Annotated in this window: 17 protein-coding genes; 7 read left to right on the top strand and 10 right to left on the bottom strand. The window is 43.4% G+C overall.

The genetic code is table 11. The annotated features are described in order from the left end of the window. Positions 1–65: 65 nt before the first annotated feature. The 3 genes from C4S61_RS09175 (at position 66) to C4S61_RS09165 (ending at position 3,324) form a co-directional block, all read left to right on the top strand. Positions 66–1,361, top strand: coding sequence for an ammonium transporter (locus tag C4S61_RS09175; protein WP_103924635.1), 1,296 nt, complete (start codon positions 66–68; stop codon positions 1,359–1,361). Between the two features lie 119 nt (positions 1,362–1,480). Continuing rightward, positions 1,481–2,665, top strand: a complete 1,185-nt coding sequence (locus tag C4S61_RS09170) for a porin (RefSeq protein ID WP_103924502.1) — start codon at positions 1,481–1,483, stop codon at positions 2,663–2,665. A 296-nt stretch (positions 2,666–2,961) separates the two neighbouring features. After that, complete coding sequence (locus C4S61_RS09165) at positions 2,962–3,324, top strand: hypothetical protein (RefSeq protein WP_103924501.1); 363 nt, start codon at positions 2,962–2,964, stop codon at positions 3,322–3,324. A 33-nt stretch (positions 3,325–3,357) separates the two neighbouring features. Here the strand turns inward: C4S61_RS09165 and C4S61_RS09160 are convergent, their stop codons facing one another. Both C4S61_RS09160 and dnaK read right to left on the bottom strand, forming a co-directional pair. Beyond that, on the bottom strand, positions 3,358–3,732 hold the full coding sequence (locus C4S61_RS09160; RefSeq protein WP_103924500.1) for a co-chaperone GroES: 375 nt from the start codon (positions 3,730–3,732) through the stop codon (positions 3,358–3,360). 125 nt (positions 3,733–3,857) lie between these two features. Then, a complete protein-coding gene (gene dnaK / locus C4S61_RS09155; protein WP_103924499.1) occupies positions 3,858–5,768 on the bottom strand; it encodes a molecular chaperone DnaK in 1,911 nt (636 codons plus the stop codon). A 430-nt stretch (positions 5,769–6,198) separates the two neighbouring features. Between dnaK and C4S61_RS09150 the strand changes: the two genes are divergently transcribed. Next, entirely contained in the window at positions 6,199–7,008 is an 810-nt protein-coding gene (locus C4S61_RS09150; protein ID WP_235009903.1) for an MOSC domain-containing protein, read from the top strand. An 84-nt stretch (positions 7,009–7,092) separates the two neighbouring features. On the opposite strand, the gene hemE is transcribed toward C4S61_RS09150, so the two are convergent. The 6 genes from hemE to truA form a co-directional block, all read right to left on the bottom strand. Next, positions 7,093–8,118, bottom strand: coding sequence for a uroporphyrinogen decarboxylase (gene hemE, locus C4S61_RS09145; protein ID WP_103924498.1), 1,026 nt, complete (start codon positions 8,116–8,118; stop codon positions 7,093–7,095). A 102-nt stretch (positions 8,119–8,220) separates the two neighbouring features. Beyond that, on the bottom strand, positions 8,221–8,781 hold the full coding sequence (locus tag C4S61_RS09140) for a hypothetical protein (RefSeq protein ID WP_103924497.1): 561 nt from the start codon (positions 8,779–8,781) through the stop codon (positions 8,221–8,223). Between the two features lie 74 nt (positions 8,782–8,855). Beyond that, positions 8,856–9,368 carry a hypothetical protein gene (locus C4S61_RS09135; RefSeq protein ID WP_103924496.1) on the bottom strand — a complete coding sequence of 171 codons (513 nt, stop codon included), beginning with the start codon at positions 9,366–9,368 and terminating at the stop codon, positions 8,856–8,858. Between the two features lie 3 nt (positions 9,369–9,371). After that, the gene (locus tag C4S61_RS09130; protein ID WP_103924633.1) at positions 9,372–9,947 is read right to left on the bottom strand and encodes a hypothetical protein; all 576 of its coding nucleotides are present in this window, start codon (positions 9,945–9,947) and stop codon (positions 9,372–9,374) included. A gap of 34 nt (positions 9,948–9,981) precedes the next feature. Further along, positions 9,982–11,754 (bottom strand): ABC transporter ATP-binding protein, encoded by a 1,773-nt coding sequence (locus C4S61_RS09125; protein ID WP_103924495.1) that lies wholly within the window; start codon positions 11,752–11,754, stop codon positions 9,982–9,984. 6 nt (positions 11,755–11,760) lie between these two features. Continuing rightward, positions 11,761–12,522 carry a tRNA pseudouridine(38-40) synthase TruA gene (gene truA / locus C4S61_RS09120; protein WP_103924494.1) on the bottom strand — a complete coding sequence of 254 codons (762 nt, stop codon included), beginning with the start codon at positions 12,520–12,522 and terminating at the stop codon, positions 11,761–11,763. A 101-nt stretch (positions 12,523–12,623) separates the two neighbouring features. Here truA and C4S61_RS09115 point away from each other — a divergent pair, with 101 nt between their 5' ends. Then, complete coding sequence (locus C4S61_RS09115) at positions 12,624–13,106, top strand: DUF4293 domain-containing protein (RefSeq protein ID WP_103924632.1); 483 nt, start codon at positions 12,624–12,626, stop codon at positions 13,104–13,106. 75 nt (positions 13,107–13,181) lie between these two features. Beyond that, a complete protein-coding gene (locus tag C4S61_RS09110) occupies positions 13,182–14,282 on the top strand; it encodes a trans-sulfuration enzyme family protein (protein ID WP_103924493.1) in 1,101 nt (366 codons plus the stop codon). Positions 14,283–14,367: 85 nt separating this feature from the next. On the opposite strand, the gene C4S61_RS09105 is transcribed toward C4S61_RS09110, so the two are convergent. Beyond that, entirely contained in the window at positions 14,368–16,323 is a 1,956-nt protein-coding gene (locus C4S61_RS09105) for a M1 family metallopeptidase (RefSeq protein WP_103924492.1), read from the bottom strand. Between the two features lie 155 nt (positions 16,324–16,478). Between C4S61_RS09105 and C4S61_RS09100 the strand changes: the two genes are divergently transcribed. Further along, the gene (locus C4S61_RS09100) at positions 16,479–18,305 is read left to right on the top strand and encodes a TonB-dependent receptor (protein ID WP_103924491.1); all 1,827 of its coding nucleotides are present in this window, start codon (positions 16,479–16,481) and stop codon (positions 18,303–18,305) included. Between the two features lie 66 nt (positions 18,306–18,371). Here C4S61_RS09100 and C4S61_RS09095 read toward each other — a convergent pair whose 3' ends face one another. Continuing rightward, positions 18,372–19,001, bottom strand: a complete 630-nt coding sequence (locus C4S61_RS09095) for an SH3 domain-containing protein (protein WP_235009901.1) — start codon at positions 18,999–19,001, stop codon at positions 18,372–18,374. Between the last annotated feature and the right edge of the window lie 244 nt (positions 19,002–19,245).

Raw genomic sequence — 19,245 nt, 5'->3', positions numbered from 1 at the left:
CAAGCTTTTGCTTTCAAACCTATTTAAATTCTGAAAAACGTTCAAAATTTAACCTAAAACCTATGATGAATTTCGCAACCCTGTTGGCCCAAGATTTGGCCGCAACCCCGGATTTGGCGCTTGAGATATCTCAAAATCTCCTGACGACAAATAATGTATGGATGATGCTCTCTACTGCTTTGGTGTTTATTATGCATCTGGGATTTGCAGGAGTGGAGACTGGATTTGGCCAAGCCAAAAACACGGTCAACATCTTGTTCAAAAACACAATTACCCCGATTATCGGAATTGTGTCCTACGCTGTGGTAGGATTTTACCTGATGTATCCAGGATTTGATGTGCCAGGATGGTTCAGTTTTGACTCCGCCGGGTGGAGCATGTTTTGGTTTTCGCCAGAAAATGCAGACGTCTCTGCTGATTATGCCAGTGGGGGATATACCTATTGGACAGATTTTCTATTCCAGGCAATGTTTGCCGCTACAGCAGCCACGATTGTATCCGGTGCAATAGCCGAACGAGTGAAAATATCTGCCTACCTGATATTTACTGTGATTTTCGTTGGATTGATTTATCCGTTAATCGGAAGCTGGAAATGGGGTGGAGGAGCCCTCAATGAAATGGGATTCTATGACTTTGCCGGCAGTACTTTGGTTCACTCTGTAGGTGGATGGGGTGCTTTGGCCGGAGTCATCCTCGTCGGACCGAGAATCGGAAAATATATCAATGGGAAGACTATCGAAAAGCCGGGTGCTAGTGTGCCACTAGCGGTCATTGGTGTTTTCATGCTATGGCTGGGATGGTTTGGTTTCAATGGAGGCTCTGTACTCTCTGCTGATCCCGCTTTGGTTTCTATGGTTTTGGTCACCACTTCCTTGGGTGCTTGTGCAGGTGGATTGGGCGGATTCTTCACAGCTTATTTTGCTTTCAAAAGACTTGATTTGGGGATGCTGCTGAACGGTATTCTTGCCGGCTTAGTGGGCATTACTGCAGGAGCAGATGTGTTTACGCCTGCCTCAGCTTTATTGATCGGTTTTGTTGCGGGAATCCTTGTTGTGCTGTCCGCCATTCTCATGGACAAATTCAAACTCGATGATGTGGTAGGTGCGGTTTCGGTTCATTTGACCTGTGGAATTTGGGGTACCTTGGCAGTTGGTATTTTTTCTACCAATCCGGAACATTCCTTTCTGACTCAGTTGACCGGTGTAGCAATCTGTGGAGCGATGGCCTTTGGATCTGCATTCCTAATCTTCTATATCCTGAAAATCACCATGGGAATTCGAGTATCTGAAGAACACGAGAAAAGCGGATTGGACTCTCACGAGCATGGTATCCGTGGCTATACTATCGTCTACGACGAATAATTCCCCCTATAAATAAATTAAAAAAAAGACCCCTATCTGGAGAAAAAAACGCGACTCTCTTTCAGCCAGATCAGGGATCTATTGGTCAACTCTATCATTCACCAACATTCGAAATTAAAATGAAAAACTTATTCCTACTAATACTATGTGTGGTTTTATCCACTTTCCAGGTTGCTTTTGCTCAGGAAGAAACTACTGAAGAGACAGGTTCTCTGACACTTTCGGGCTCTATTGATGCCTATTTCCGAACCAATCTTAATGCTCCCAACAAAGGGGAGAATTTTCAAGCGCCAGCCTCTTCCTTTGGGAACCTTCCAGGATTTTCGCTGGGCATGGCAAATATCATTGCTACCTATGAAGGTAAAAAAGTAGGTGCTGTGGCCGATTTGGTATTCGGTCCAAGAGGAGAAGACGCTGTCTTTGGATCTCCACTCTACGCAGGTGGAATGGCTGGCAGCTCTCAAATCCTAAATCAATTGTATGTCTATTGGAATGTGTCAGACAAGGTGACCTTGACGATGGGTAACTTCAATACCTTCTTAGGTTACGAAGTGATCTCGCCAACTGCCAACTTCAATTATTCGACTTCCTACATGTTCTCTTACGGACCGTTTTCTCACACCGGGTTAAAAGCTAATTTCCAACTTTCGGACAAGTTCTCTTTCCTTGCTGCGGTAATGAATCCAACTGATATGACGGAGTTTAACCTGAATGGAACCTACACTTTAGGGGCTCAGCTTGGATATTCTACCGATGCGGGTAGTACTTATTTGAATTTTGTGTACGGTGATCAGGATGGAACACTTGAAAATGACGGTACCTTGATCACCGATCAGTCTTCATTGGGAAAAACATTTCAGGTAGATTTGACAACTGGTTTTGATCTATCCGATATATTCTACGCAGGGATCAATACCACGTATAACACCACTAGTTCAGGTGAAGTGTTTACAGGCTCAGATGTCCAGGACTTAGCTGGTGAAGGAGCAGGGTTTTATGGGTTTGCAGGGTATTTGCAGGCAAGACCTTCAGAGACTTTTGGGATTGGTATTCGAGGAGAATACTTCAGTGTCTTCAATGGAGGACTTGATGGAGTAGTGGGTCTAGATCGCCCTGCGGATGAAGGTGGGGAAGGAAGTGTCTTTGCCGCTACGCTTTCCGGAAATATCAAAGTTGGAGGAAACTTGACCTTGATCCCTGAACTAAGAGTAGACAGTATGAAAGAAGAGTTTTTTGTAAACAGAGATCTAAATGGAAGCAAGGGCTTGGCGTCATTTCTTTTGGCAGCAGTTTTTGCCTTCTAATTTTGAAAATTTAAACAGGGTCTATTGTTAATTTAAAGCCGGGGTGAATTTCACCTCGGTTTTTTATTTTTACAGCTAATCTTAGAAAAATCAGTTGCTTTCAAGACAGGATTTTTCCGAAAATTGGATTTTTTCATATTTTTAGGTTCAAAATTAAATACTGTTTAAACTCGTGATTTTATGATATTTAGAATAATATTTGTTTTTAGGGTGTCCTTTTGATCCAGATCAACTGATTTTTGTAACCTTTGATTTCAATTTTCTGTATAGTTTTGTGCTAACCCAAATGTACAGATATGAAAAAGTTGACCCTGTTTATCTTTGCCTTTGCTATTTCTACAATGACGTTTTCCCAGGAAATATTGATGGGACCTAAGTTTAAGAATGCACCTGTAGGAAAAGTTCAAGGGCCTAGAATTACTTTGCTTCATGAATCCAGCCCAGCAAGTCTGCAAGGACCTGTCGCTAAGAATACAGAAGTCTGGATGGCCCGATCGGCAAAAAAAGTAACCGTAGGTTTCCGAGACACCATCGATAATCCAAAAGGGATTCAAGCCAAAAACAACAATCCTTGGGACAAGAAGACTTCAAAAGTTGACTCAAAGGCAGTCTATGAAGAACCAAAATCTATGAGACCTAAAAAAGGTTGGTTTCACTAAAATTTAAAAGCCCGGTCATCCGGGCTTTATTTTTTATAATTCAGTCTCTCTTTCCAGCATCAAAATCGCTCCTTGAGAAACTATGAAATATTTTTCTCCTTCATAAATTACTTCGTGTGCCCCATTCAGGAGAAAAATTGCCAAATCTCCTTCCTTTGCCTGGAGCGGAACATATTTTACTTTTTCCTCCTGATCCATCCAGGGTTCGCTATCCTCTACTGGCATCGGGATCGGATAACCAGGACCGGCTTTGATGATGTAGCCTTGCTGAACTTTTTCCTTTTCCTGAACACCAGGTGGAAGATATAGACCTGAGCCTGTTTTTTCATTTGGCTTCTTCAACCGGATCAAAACCCGATCCCCTACCACGATCAATTTCTTCAATTTATTTTCGGCTGTCAGTTGCATGTTAGTGTTAATTGGAATGAAGAAATAAGAGCCAAGAGTCTTGATGCAAAGATCTTGATTCTTGGCTCTTAATAAAAGGCGGCACTTGTCGAAAAAAGGATACCGCTCTAATGTTCAGGCTTGGATTATTTTTTATCCTCGCTTACTTCTTCGTAGTCTACATCTGATACTCCGTCTGACGCACTGCTTTCTCCGGCGCCTGCATCAGGACCTGGTTGAGCTGCTCCTTGAGTAGCATTGTACATTTCCTGAGAAGCACCTTCCCAAGCTTTGTTCAGGTTTTCCATGGCAGCATCCACGCCTTCGATGTTTTTGGATCCGTGTGCTGATTTCAAAGCTTCCAAAGCTGAACTGATGTTTGCCTTATTTCCGTCGGAAAGCTTATCACCATATTCTTTCAGTTGCTTTTCGGTTTGGAAGATCAAACTGTCAGCTTGATTTAACTTCTCAATTTTCTCCTTTTCGGCCTTATCAGAAGAGGCGTTGGCTTCAGCCTCACGCTTCATACGCTCGATGTCATCCTGAGAAAGTCCTGAAGAAGCTTCGATCTTGATCTTTTGTTCCTTACCTGTTCCTTTATCTTTTGCGGATACGTTCAAGATACCATTCGCATCGATGTCAAAGGTAACTTCAATCTGCGGCACGCCTCTTGGAGCTGGCGGAATATCGGTAAGCTGGAATCTCCCAATCGATCTGTTATCCTTTGCCAACGGTCTTTCCCCCTGTAGCACATGGATATCAACCGCAGGCTGATTGTCAACCGCTGTAGAGAATACTTCGGATTTCTTAGTAGGAATCGTGGTATTGGATTCGATTAGCTTGGTGAATACACCGCCCATGGTTTCGATACCCAAGGAAAGTGGAGTCACATCCAAAAGAAGGACATCCTTCACTTCACCGGTCAATACACCACCCTGAATAGCAGCTCCGATCGCAACTACTTCGTCAGGGTTTACGCCTTTAGAAGGCTTCTTGCCAAAGAATTTCTCAACTTCTTCCTGGATTTTTGGGATTCGGGTAGAACCACCCACCAAGATTACTTCGTCTATGTCAGCTGCAGTCATGCCTGCATCTTTCAGTGCTTTGATGCAAGGATCCATAGATCTTTTTACCAAAGATTCGGAAAGTTGCTCAAACTTTGCTCTGCTCAACTGTTTTACCAAGTGCTTTGGTCCAGTTTGGGTAGCAGTAATGTACGGAAGGTTGATTTCAGTAGAAGCAGAACTGGAAAGCTCGATTTTAGCTTTTTCAGCAGCTTCTTTCAGACGCTGAAGTGCCATCGGATCTTTTCTCAGATCGATTTGCTCTTCTTTTTGAAATTCGTTGGCCAACCAGTCGATGATCACCTGGTCAAAGTCATCTCCTCCTAAGTGTACGTCACCATTGGTAGATTTTACTTCGAATACACCATCACCTAATTCCAAAATCGAAATATCGAATGTTCCACCTCCTAGGTCATACACGGCGATTTTCATGTCCTGATGCTTCTTGTCCATCCCGTAAGCCAATGCTGCTGCTGTTGGTTCGTTGATGATTCGCTTCACTTCAAGACCTGCGATTTGTCCGGCTTCTTTGGTTGCCTGACGTTCTGCGTCATTGAAATACGCAGGTACTGTGATGACGGCTTCAGTTACTGTTTGTCCCAAGAAGTCTTCGGCAGTGCTCTTCATTTTTTGAAGAATCATAGCAGAAATTTCTTGAGGAGTGTAGGATCTGTCTCCGATTTTGATGACGACAGTGTCATTTGTTCCCTGCTCTACTTTATAAGATGCGTGTTTTTTCTCTTCAGAAACCTCAGAGAATTTCTTTCCCATGAATCTTTTTACTGAAGAAATAGTGTTCGCCGGGTTGGTGATCGCCTGACGTTTGGCCGGATCACCTACTTTTCGCTCACCGTTTCCGTTGTCAAGAAAAGCCACGATTGAAGGGGTGGTTCTTCTTCCTTCGCTGTTTTGGATGACTACAGGCTCGTTACCCTCCATTACGGCTACGCAGGAGTTGGTGGTACCCAAGTCAATGCCTATAATTTTTCCCATGATTATATAGATTTAGATAGTTGCATTAAATGTTCATTCCTTTTTCTTCAAGGGTTGTGCCACCCAAGAAATTCATCTGTTTGGTGTCAGATTGTCAGTCAAACTGCCATTCATTTTCCCCGATAAAAATCGAATTGTCACTTTTCGAAAAAAAAGCTGTACTGATTTTGGCAGACTTTTGAAATTCTAAACCCATGTGCAACCTTCTCGAGGCTTCAGGCATCTTCTAATCGATGCGACTTTTTTATTCCAACCAAAATCGAGAACGAACCAAATGGTTTTTTGTCATCCTGCTGGGTTTGACAGTAATATATGGTTCTCGGTATTTTGAAGTATCTCAGAGTATCTGGACAATCTTGAAAGCTGTAACTTCAGGGAAATTCTTCTTGGTGGGTTGAATCTACAGCTTGAATTGTTCTATTTTTGATCAATGGAAAATACGCTGGTAGTTCAGGATATTTTTATTTACCCAATCAAATCGTTGGGTGGTATTCGGGTTTCAGAGGCGGTAGTGGAGGAAAAGGGCTTTCAATTTGACCGGAGATGGATGTTGGTGGATGAGACAGGTCTTTTCATTTCGCAGCGTGTTTACCCGCAATTGGCACTATTATCCGTCGAATTAGGTGAAAATGAGTTGTTGGTTTTTCATAAAATTAAAAAAGATAAATCCATCCAAATTCCGATTGATTTGGCCTCGGGTCCGGAGTTGACAGTCACCGTTTGGGACGATCAGGTGGTGGGGAAAGTGGTTCATCCAGAAATTAACCAATGGTTTTCTGAAATTATAGGTAAGGAAGTAAAGTTGGTGACCATGCCTGAGAAGTCTCACCGGAAAGTAGATCCCCGCTACGCCGTCAATGGCGAATCGGTCAGCTTCGCAGATGGAATGCCTTATTTGCTGATTGGCCAAGAATCACTGAATGACTTGAATTCTCGCTTGGAATTACCCGTTCCGATGGACCGATTTAGACCAAATATTGTGTTTACAGGCGGGACGCCATTTTTGGAGGATTCACTTAGTAAGATTAAAATTGGTCAGCTTGAATTTCAGATTGTAAAGCCATGTGCCAGATGCGTGATGATCACCGTGGATCAAACATCAGGAATAAAGGGAAAAGAACCACTGAAAACGCTGTCCTCTTACCGAACCCTAAATGGTAAAGTGTACTTTGGGCAGAATGTTGTAGCACTTCATTCAGGCAAAATCAAAGTCGGCGATTTGATTACTCCTCTAGATTGATTCTACTTTTAGAAAGTGGTCTAAAAAGCAAAAAAGCTATCCTGAATTAAATTGGAGAGCTTGTTTGAATTTCAGGATTCTAAATCACTTAAATTCTTTTACCGTTTGAATAAACACCTTGACCATCTCCGGATCAATATCCGGATAAACTCCATGACCAAGGTTGGCAACGTGTCTTGAGCCTCGGAACTGTTCCATCATTTCGATCGTCGCAGCACGCACTTGGTCTGGATTGCCATAGAGTGCAGCAGGGTCAAGATTGCCTTGCAGCGTTTTGGAGGATCCGATCAGTTTTCTTGATTCTGCGATTCCCATATTCCAATCCAATCCGATCGTTTGACAATTGAGTTGCCCCATTTCTTCTCTGGCGAAAAATGCACCTTTGGCAAAGACCGTAACCGGGACTTCAGTGATGGCGTCACAGATTTGAGAGATATAGTTCAGCGAGAATTCCGTGTATTGCTTGGGCCCCAAAATCCCCGCCCAGCTGTCAAAAAGCTGCACTAAATCTGCTCCGGCGCGAATTTGTGCTTTGAAGTAATTAATCGTGGAGTCGGTGATGAGTTGAAGCAGTTTGTGAGAAAAGACCGGATCGCGATAAAGCATCTCCCGAGATTTGGAGAAAGTCTTGCTTCCGCTTCCTTCCACCATGTAGGCGAATATTGTCCAAGGAGCTCCTGCAAAACCGATGAGCGGAACTCTTCCATTCAATGCTTTTTTGGTGATTTGAATCGCATCGAGGACATATTTCAAATCGTTTTCACCATCAGCAACCCGTAATTTTTTTAGATCGGAATGGCTTCTGACAGGTTGGGGAAACCAAGGGCCCCGTTTTTCGACCATCTCATAGGGCAATCCCATCGCTTCAGGGACTACCAAAATGTCTGAAAAGATGATCGCTGCATCCACATCCAGGATGTCAACAGGCTGGATGGTCACTTCTGCTGCGAGCTCCGGTGTTTGGGCGAGTTCGATAAATCCACTGACGGAATCACGGACAGCACGGTATTCAGCCAAAATTCTGCCCGCTTGCCGCATGAGCCAAACTGGCGTTCGCTCTGTCTTTTCCCCTCTTGCTGCCCGGAGTAGCAGATCGTTTTTGAGTTGCATGCCGCAAAGATAAGGACCAAATTAAATCGGAAGGGATTGAGGAAAAATAAAAAAGCACAGCCTGGTTTCCCTGACTGTGCGGTAGTATGAGTTGGTTTACTTTTAGTTTTTCTTTTTGACTTCGATTTTTTGAAAATCCGAATCAGTAATTCCCAGCATTTGGGTCACAGCCTCATAGTTGGTCCAATCGATTTTTGCATCTGGAAAATTGGAAGGGACAACCACAATTCGGAATACTTGCTCTAGCGTCCAAATATCATCAAGACTTGCGAAATCGATGTTTCCTTCAAGAAAAAGTCGAATATCCACCTGTGTGAAATCAAAATTGTAGACCAAAGGTCCTTCAGGGAAAAAGATGGTTTGTGGAACTGCTCTCCAGATGGGTTTCTCTTCCACTTCATCCCAGAGGATGTAGGTTAAGACTACATCACTTTCTGCCAATTCCTCGGGAAATTCAAGGATGACTTCCCATCCCTCTTCTGCCGTGAAATCAACTGCCGCTTCATAAGTCGTTCCGACGATGTTCACTCCCGGAGTACCGGGTACACCTTGAATTCCTTGTGGACCCTGAGGACCCTGAGGGCCTTGCGGACCTTCAGGCCCTTCACACGCTTGGAATGCCATTAATACGGCCAAGCCAAAAATCGATGTAAGTTTTCGCATGCTTTTATGTTATGTTTTCATCTTTCACGGCAGGTTTCATGCCAAGGTTCACAAAAAAATCTCAAATGGTTTGGTTACTTGACTGGTGCTATCACCTGCACTTCTGATTCGCTTGTGATTCTGTCAATAAAAATCCCAGAAAGTTCAAGGTTTTTGGATTGAGCTTCCTTTTGGAGCAATTCCTTTATGCTGTTTGGACTTGGCATCACCCATTTATTTCCTTGGATTGTAGCCAATAGATACCTAGATTCCGAAAAAGCCATCGTCTCTAAATCTGAAGGGGCAAATGGTAAGTCCAATCCCACAAATACTTCCAAGGTATCTAATTTCCCTCCTGGTTCTTGAAAATAAATGGTATGGATTTTTTTTCCTGGATGAAGAGATAAGAGGGTTTCGATCGACTGAAAAGTCTTCCCCAATTCTGGATTCTGGGGTTGTCCCTTAAATGTTTTCCCGGAAAGGGTCGGAGGTTGAGCCTCTATTAGTTCAATTCCGACAGGGTTATTCCCTCCGAGTCGGTCATAAATAACAAAACCCACGGATAGGATAACCAATGAAATGGCAACTAAAATCCCGATTTTTTTCATTCTTTAGAAAAGGTATCGAACTCCTATTCCCCCTTGGCCCTTCACATTGATGCGATCAATCAATTCCAAAAACATCCCAACTTCCACGAATACGCTGATGGGTGTTTCGTCAAAATAGTATTCAGCTCCTGCAAATGCTTCCGGGCCGATGTCCAAATTGGTCCTTTCCTCGGTTAATACAACAGTTTGTAAACCGGGCTGATAGGCATAATTCACTCGGGTTGTCCTCAATTGAACTCCAGCGCCTGCATAACCCAATAAGTATCCTTCTGTGATCTCAAATGTATCGGTAATATCCTCATGCAATGCCATTCTGAAATTCAGATTTACGCCTCGGGATGCTGCGTGTGAAAGGTAAAATGCATTGGAATTAGGAGGGTTATTTTCAAAAGATCGCTGGTAATAGTTGGAACCATTTACACCCCCACTACCGACCATTACTTCGTAGGACAAATAATCCTCCAAGAAGTCTTTGTAAGTAATTGAAAAGGGTTCTCCCAAGCGGATTCCCACACCTCTTTCTTGTGAAAAACCCAGGAATGGTAGAAAAACGAGAATAAAAAGGATACGATATTTCACTGTATGGATAATTGGTTTAGTATAATTCAATGGACTAAATAGCCATCATTTTTAGCTGCATTTGGTGAAGCTGGGTATAATACCCTCCGAGTTCAAGGAGCGAATCATGCGTTCCTGTTTCTACGATTTCGCCTTTGTGGAGGACGATGATTTTGTCCGCTTTTTGGATAGTAGATAGTCGGTGAGCGATCACAATGGAAGTCCGGCCTTTCATCATCTTTTCCGTGGATTCCTGAATGAGCTCCTCAGTTTCACTGTCTACGGAGGAGGTCGCCTCATCCAAAATCAAAATCTCCGGATTGTAAACCATGGCCCTGACAAATGAAATCAATTGGCGCTGACCCACAGATAGGGTAGCACCCCGCTCCATCACGTTGTAATCTAATCCTCCGGGTAGACGCTCAATGAATTTTCGGGCACCTACATTTTCCGCAGCTTCGAGCACTTGCTCTCTGGAAATAGACGGATTTCCCAGCGTAATATTATGGTAAATGCTGTTTGAGAATAGAAAAACATCCTGAAGAACCACGCCAATGTGCTTTCGCAACGTGCCTAATTCAAACTCTCGGATCTCTGTTCCATCAATAAAAATCTTCCCCTTGTTGATTTCATAAAACCTTGAAATCAAATTGATAATGGAAGATTTTCCTGCACCGGTAGCTCCGACTAAAGCAATGGTTTCCCCTGATTTTACTTCGAAATTGATATTTTTGAGGACATAATCTTCGTCTACATACGCAAACCAGACATTTTCCAGTCGGATATTTCCCTTGATTTTTTCCGGTTTATGACTCCCCTCATTGGCAATGTTATCTGTGCTGGCCAGTAGCTTAAAAATACGGGAGGAACTTACCACCCCCATTTGCAGCGTATTGAATCGGTCTGCGATCTGACGAATCGGTCTAAAAAATAGCTGCAGATACATGATAAATGAAATCAGAATTCCAATCTGCAAGTCCAAACCCAAAACTCCCACAGCCCCATACCAGACTACCAAGCCGATTCCGATGGCTTGAATAATTTCCGCAACCGGAAAGTAAATCGAATAATAAAGTACCGAACGGATGTGGGCAGCCCGGTGCTCGCGGTTGATTTCTTTGAATTTCTCGAATTCCCGCTGCTCTCGATTAAAAATCTGTACGATATTCATTCCTGTGATATGCTCCTGAAGGAAGGAATTCAGATTGGAAACGGCATTTCTGACATCGTTGAATGTTACTTTGATTTTCTCTTTGAATACATAAGTGGAGATAATCAAGAGTGGCAAGGTGCACAAACTCACCAAAGTCAACTTCCAGTCGATGTAAAACATCACGCCCAAAATGGTGAGGATTTGAAGTAAATCCCCAATAATGGCGGCAAGACCTTCACTGAATACGTCGGCAAGGGTTTCGATATCTGAGACATTTCGCGTGACCAGTCGGCCTATCGGAGTATTGTCAAAAAACTTAAGACGAAGTTTTAACAAGTGCTTGTAAAGCCTCACCCGGATATCCTTGATTATGACCTGACCGATCCAGCCTGAGTAATAGGTATGAGCCCACTGCACGATGGCCTGCAAAATCATCAATCCGACCAGTATGTAGATGATCCTCAAAAGACCATCTCTGTCGCCTAAAGCCACATAATCATCGATGGCGATTTGAATATAATAGGGACGAGTCGGTGCTAAAATCGCCATGGCAATCGTCAAAAATACCAGAAAGTAAAATTGCGCTTTATAGGGCTTTACAAAGGAGTAAAGCTGGCGCAGTACTTTCATGTCGACGATTTCGCCTGACGATACTTTTTCTTTTTCTAAGCTCAAGGCTGTTTAGTCTAGGTATATGTCTTCTTTGTACACGATTTGACTGAGGAAAAGTCCCTTGGCTGGAGCTGCTTTTCCAGCCAAAGCACGGTCTCGGGAACGGATCAATTCATCCATGGATTCTACATTTCTCATTCCAAGGCCCACTTCCATCAGTGTTCCCACAATCGCCCGTACCATCCCGCGCAAAAAACGATTTGCGCTTATATGAAATAACAATTGATGGTCCTTTTGTTCCCAGTAGGCAGATATAATTTCGCAGCGGAAGTGCTTCACATCGGTATGCACTTTGCTGAAGCATTCAAAATCCTCGTGGCGAAGCAGTGCTTGGGCGGCCTCGTTCATTTTTTCTACGTCGGGATTAGTGAAGCAATGCCATGCCAGTTCGTTTAGAAAGGGGTTTTTCCTGAAAATAATGCGGTAAACATAGGCTCTTTTTCTCGCACTAAATCGGGCATGTGCGTCTTGCTTCACCGGACGGATCGAATGGATGGATATTTCTTTAGGCAGAATAGAATTGATCGCCTTCAGGAAATTTTCTCCAGGCAACATATTCTCCTCCAGATCAAAGTGACAAACCTGCATAAAAGCATGGACTCCGGTATCTGTTCGCCCGCTTCCTACCACAAAAATCGGTCTACGGAAATACGTGCCAAGAGCCGATTCGAGGCATTCTTGGACAGTAAAGGCGTTTTTTTGGATCTGCCAGCCGTGAAATGGGGTTCCTTTGTAGCTTAATTCCAGAAAATACCGCTTGGTCTCACTCATACGGCTGCAAAGATACAATTCCCGGACAAATCCTTTGAGGGACTTTTCTATCCTTGGTTATGATTGGATTTGATCTTTTCTTTGCCAAAAAAACAGTAAAAATGATTCAGCGCGTTCAGACGATATTTCTATTGCTCGTGGTTATTGCCATGGGAATTACCGTGGGTACCCCACTCTGGGAACAAGTGGACACTGGTTCCGGTACGGGAGATTCCTGGAGCCTTACTGCATTTATGCTGACTAATTTTGATTCAGCGGGAAAGGAAATTCAGTCGTCCTCAAAATGGTACTTGGCAGCACTCGCTACCTTTGCAGGGCTTCTCGCTTTGATTTCCATTTTCCAATATAAAAATCGAGCCAGGCAAATGATGCTCAACATGATCAACAGTCTGGTTATGGTAGGCTTGGTTGCCACTGTTTTTTTGACTACCAATGGAATTAACCAAGAAATTGCAGCTGAGGTAGCAGGTTCTTATCAACTTGGTTTTTGGGCAATACTCGCAGCCATGGTTTGTAATATGCTTGCAAACCGGTTTATCCGAAAAGATGAGGCGCTAGTCAGGTCAGTGGATCGCATCAGGTAATGACTCAGGCCAGTAATCAAATACTGGCTATTTTTTTGATTTCAAGTAGTAACTTATCACAAAAATTAATTTCCAATGCGATTCGAAACGCTCACTATTCATAAAGGAAATCTAGTTACCGACTCAGCAAAACCAGTAGTTCAACCAATTACGCTCAGTACCACATTTGAGCATGGAAATGGTCAAATGCTGTATACCCGGGCAAATAATCCGAATCGTCAAGCCCTCGAAAATCTCTTGGCTGCGATGGAAAAAGGGGCGGATGCAGCGGCTTTTTCCTCAGGGAACGCTGCCGGAACGGCAGTTTTTCAGGCATTGGAACCTGGATCTCATATCATTGCGCCGGACGACATGTATCATGGCCTGCACAATTCCATGGTGCAGCTTTTTGCAGGGATTTTGGAGGTGAGTTTTGTGGATATGAGTGATGTAGAAAAAGTCAAACAGGCAATTCGTCCAAATACCCGGCTTTTTTGGGTGGAAACCCCTTCTAATCCGCTATTGAAAATCACTGATATTCGGAAGATCTCAGCCCTTGCAAAAGCTCAAAATGCGATTCTCGCTTGTGATAATACCTTTGCAACTCCAGTCTTTCAAAACCCAATTGATCTTGGTGCGGACATCGTCATGCACAGTAGTACCAAATACTTTGGAGGACATTCCGATATTTTGGGTGGAGCCTTGATCACAAAGGAAGTAAATCCTTTTTGGGAAAAAGTGAAGATCGTCCAGCGAGTAGGGGGGGCAGTGCCATCACCGATGGATTGCTATTTACTTTGTAGAAGTATCCGTACGCTGGCTTATCGAATGAAAGGGCATGCAGAACATGCGGCAATCTTGGCAGAATATCTCTTGAATCACCCAAATGTTGAAAAAGTCTTTTACCCGGGTCTCATATCTCATCCGGGTCATGCAGTGGCAGCAAGTCAAATGAGCGGATTTGGTGGGATAGTTTCTTTTATGGTAAATGGAGATGCGATCCGGGCTGATGAAGTGGTTTCCAAACTTCGCTATTTTGCAAATGCAACCAGCCTTGGGGGCGTGGAAAGCCTGATTGAGCGGAGAGCGGCTGTGGAGGGTCCTGAAACCAAAACCCCACAAAACCTGCTTCGGGTCTCGGTTGGTCTGGAGCACACGGATGATTTGCTGGAGGATCTTGCACAAGCTCTGGATTGAAAAATTGCAGGATTTTCAAATTGAAAAATTCTTAAAATCAGTTGATATGAAAACGGCTCCCAAAATCAATTGAGAGCCGTTTTTTTTATTTATAAAGTTCCACTGGCCAAAGATCATTTCCAAGGTTGATGTCAGTAGTTACCTTGTCTGGATCGATTTCAACAGATTTCATTTTTTTGCTGGTTTTGAGTAGGTAAGACCAGGTATCCCCTCTTTGCCAGATTTCCACTGGTAGTTTTACGCGTTCTTTGGTCTCATCATCGTAAACAATTTCCAAAAGAACCGGCATCGGGAAATCTCCCTTGTTTTCCAGATTCACCAGGTAATTTCCGCCATAAGGCTGGACCGAAGTGATGCCCAAGTCGATATTGCCATTGCCATAGAACCATCCCTTCCAAAACCAAGAAAGGTTTTCTCCCGCCACATTTTCCATATGGTTGAAAAAGTCATTGGGCTGTGGATGCTTGTATGCCCAGGTTTTGATATAGGACTTAAATGCATTGTCAAAGCGTTTTTCGCCGAGAATGTATTCTCGCAGCATAATCAGACCGATTGCAGGCTTCATGTAAGCCACCATGCTCAGGTTTCGGGTATCTGTTACGTCGGGGTAATTGTCGATCCCCTCACGCCCTTCATTTGTGAAGTAATTGTTGTACCGCCGAGTTTGTATGAGGCTGGAAGGGTATTCTCCGTTGTTAAATGCATTGGAGCTGTAATAATTGATGAAGGTGTTGAATCCTTCGTCCATCCAGGCATAGCGGCGCTCATTGGATCCGACGATCATCGGGAACCAATTGTGTCCGAATTCATGGTCTGTCACCCCCCATAGTGACGCACCTTTCGAGTTATAATGGCAAAAATTCAAGCCGGGGTATTCCATTCCGCCAATTTCTGCTGCCACGTTGGTGGCTGTTTCGTAGGGAAATTCAAACCATTTTTCTGAATAATATTCTATGGATGCTTTGCTGTATTCCGTAGATCTGCTCCAGGCATCCTGACCGTTACTTTCCATAGGATAGACGGATTGGGCTAGTATGGTTTTGCCGGAAGGTAAGTTGATTTTGGCAGCATCCCAGATAAAGGAATCGGACGTGGCAAAGGCGATGTCTCTGGAGTTTTGTATTCGGAAATGCCAGGTTACTGTGCCATCCTGTTTTGGTCTGGTTAATTGGGTGTTTTTGATTTCTTCAGGAGTAATCAAATATACCGTCGTATCGCTCGAAGAAGCTTTTACCAAGCGGTTCTGAAGTTCTTTGCTCAGGACTTCATTCGGATTCATCAGCTTCCCTGAACCCACCACAATATGATTGTAAGGCACTGTTACCTTGTAGTCGAAATTACCGTATTCCAAATAGAATTCGCCTGCTCCCAGGTAAGGCTCTACGTTCCAGCCCTCGATTTCGTCGAAGACGGCTACTTTAGGATACCATTGAGCGATTGCATAGATCCAGCCATCTTTCACTTTCAATCTTCCCATCCGGTCCATGCCCTTTTGAGGGACTTTAAAGGCGAAATTCATGGAAACAGTCGCTTTGCCTCCTTTTGCCGGAATAGGTTCGGCAAACCAAATCTGCATTCGGGTATCCTCAATCAGATATTTGGAGGAATTTGCGCCTTTGGCACCTACTCTTGCGGTTACATTTGTGATCTCAAATCCCCCATCCACATCGCCATTGTATCGGTTTCCCTGTATCGGTGTGGTCAATGTGCCTCTCGAGTCAGGAGTAAATCTATTTTGCTCCAATTGAAGCCAAATGAAATCCAAGGTTTCGGGGCTGTTGTTGGTGTAGGTGATGGATACTTTTCCGGAGAGTATATGCGTCGAATCGTTCAAACTGACTTCGATTTGATAATCAGCTGCATTTTGCCAATAGGCTTCTCCAGGTTTTCCAGAGGCAGTTCGATAGCTGTTTCCTTTTCGATCCAGAAATTCACCAAAATCCTTTTGATTGTTTTCTTTACCCTGTTGTGCAAATGCAGCAAAACTTCCTATTAGAAGAAGTAAGACCAGCGGTAATCGTACTATTTTTATTTTTCTCATTTTACTTCATTTAGTCAGCAAAATATAGACAAAGGAGAATTCTTGAATGGCTTTTTATTCAAAAAAAGGGTACTTAACCAAAATTTAGATTTCCAAGAAGGTTGGAGCGAGAGGTCGGGTGCCTTTATCTTTGAGCAAATTACCCCAACTAATCAATGAATAAAATACTTGTAATTGGCTGCATGATCACTTTCTCACTTCAGGTCAATGCCCAAAATGACACTACGGCGCGGAATCTGAATGAGGTTATTATTCAGGAAAACAGGATTCAGATTCCTTTTTCGAAACAGAGCAGGAATATTTCGGTCGTTGACCGACAACAAATCGAGACCTCTCCGGCCAGAAGTCTACAGGAAGTCTTGAGTTTTGTCCCGGGTGTAGACGTCAGACAGCGCGGTGTATCCGGTGTCCAGGCGGATATCGGAATTCGTGGGGGTTCTTTTGAACAGACGCTGATGCTACTTAACGGGATTAAACTCAGTGATCCTCAGACAGGGCACCACATGATGAATATCCCCATTCCCTTGGTCAATATTGATCGGATAGAAGTGCTTAAAGGTCCTGCTTCCAGGATTTTCGGACAAAATGCCTATACGGGAGCTGTCAACGTTATCACTAGTCTGAGCGATACCAGAAGCCTGAGGCTACAAGGATACGGAGGAGACTTTGGGATGAAAGGGATTAATCTCGCAGGCTCACTTCCTGCCGGCAAATACAAACAAAACTTGGCGATTTCTTATGACGAGTCAAATGGACACCAGTACAATTCCGATTATCAGGTGAGCAATATTTTCTACGAAGGTGGCTTGGACCTCAATGCCAACAACGCTATTCGGGGAATGATCGCCTACACAGATCGGACGTTTGGTGCCAATGGCTTTTACACTTCAGCTTTTCCGGATCAATGGGAAAGTATCCAAACAACCCTTGGAGCGCTAAGCCATACATTCAATGATCAATCCTTTTCTATTAATACCCGATTGTACGGAAGACGAAATGTAGACGAATATCGCCTGCGGCGGAATGAACCTTCATTCTACCAGAATAATCACACCTCCGATGTTTTCGCGTTGGAGACCAATGGTAGCTACAAAAGTAAATTGGGGGTGACTGGTTTTGGTCTTGAGCTGCGGAAAGAACAAATCGAAAGCAATAATCTTGGGAATCACGAGCGGAGTCTGACTGGAATATTTTTGGAGCAGTTGGTCAATTTAGGTGAAAAAACAGATGTCAGGGCGGGGGTCTATTCCAACTATTATTCGGAATATGGTTGGAAGCATTTTCCGGGTTTAGAAGTAGGATTCCAAGCATCCAAAGCGCTCCGACTCTATTCCGGTATTGGGTCAAGTTTCCGTATTCCAACTTACACCGACCTGTTTTATGTGGGGCCAACCAATATCGGAAATCCGGAATTGCAACCTGAGGAGGCAAGATCGTTTGAGTTTGGAGGAAAATGGACTCATGCCAGTTGGAGAGGGGAACTGGTCTATTTCAACCGGTACTCTGAAAGTGTGATCGAATGGACGCGTACAAGCTCTGAATTGCCTTGGCAGCCGCAGAATTTCAATGAAGTAGCATTTAACGGAGTGGAGGCATCTGCCTACTATCGGGTAAATCCAAACAGTAAGACCGTGCAGGTGAAAGAGCTAATGTTTTCTTATAATTTCATCGATGCGAATTTTACTTCTCAGCCTGGATTGGAATCCCGCTATGCATTGACGGCTTTGAGAAATCAGTTGATTGGAGGCGTATTGGTTGGACTGGGTGAAAAAGTGGAATGGAATACCAAAATTCGCTATGTGGAGCGCATTAGTTTGGATCCGTATTTCCTGTTGGATATGCGAGTGGATTACAATCGATTGGGTAAACTCGGATGCTTTGCGGAAGCTTCAAATATCACAAATACGGACTACATCGAGGCTGGTACGGTTCAAATGCCGGGAAGATGGTTTAGGGCAGGTATAATGGTAAATCTGGAGTAGTAAAAGAAAAGTTTGATGAATTAAGCAAGGGATTCTAACTGGCGAGGCTTTTTCACTTAAATGAAATCAAAGCCTCGTCACGTTATCTTTTCTGATGTAGGCGATTTTTTCCTTCCATTCGACTTCATACCAAATGTCTTTAGAAGATCGAATTTTGACTCGGTGTCCTGGTTCGACCAAGTCCACCATTTCCCCTCCCGCACTTGGTTTGGATACGATCAGAGTTGGGCTTTTAGTAACCAGAGCAGCATTTTGGGATTTCAGGAAATTATTGGTTACAAAGATCAGTGTGATCAGCAAGACGGAAGGCCAATAAAATCTTGCTTCAGTCAGTTTTTCACCTTTAGACCACAGGAATATCAAAGAAATAATCAAAATTACAGTCAAGCCACCTACAATTATCTCCTTGAATTCAACTAGAAATAGAATAAAACGCATCGCATCACTGACTTCGTAACCAACGAGTTCGGACTGTCCTGTCAGACTTTTAATTTTTGTTATGGTCTGAGGATTAGGGCTTAGATCATAATACTTACTTAAGTATAGCGTGGCCATTTCCTTGTCTCCGATGCCCTCCGTGATAAACGCCATTTTGAGGAGCATTGCAGGTGAATAAATTCCCAATTGATAGTTTGCTTGGTAAATCTCCAATGCTTCCTTATAGCTACGCTGCGCAAACAAAGAATCTGCTACCAAAAGCTGTGGTACATTGGCTTGACAATGAATACTTTGTAAAACGAGGAAAAAAAATATAGAAAGTTTTGTCAGAAAGATTGATTTGGGGCTTGGCATTTAGAATTCAGAGTCATAAATTTGCAGTCCAATTACGGCATTGATCGGACAAAAAGCAAGTCTAATCCACCAATTTGGAAGAATTAAGGAAAGCTTAACGAAGTTTTCAAGAAATATAAAGTACCAGATTCCGTAGCTCAGCTGGTAG

The sequence above is a fragment of the Algoriphagus boritolerans DSM 17298 = JCM 18970 genome (assembly GCF_900108085.1).
GTDB lineage: Bacteria > Bacteroidota > Bacteroidia > Cytophagales > Cyclobacteriaceae > Algoriphagus > Algoriphagus boritolerans.
Note: the sequence above shows the minus strand (reverse complement) of the source record. Positions and strands in the feature narration are given on the sequence as shown.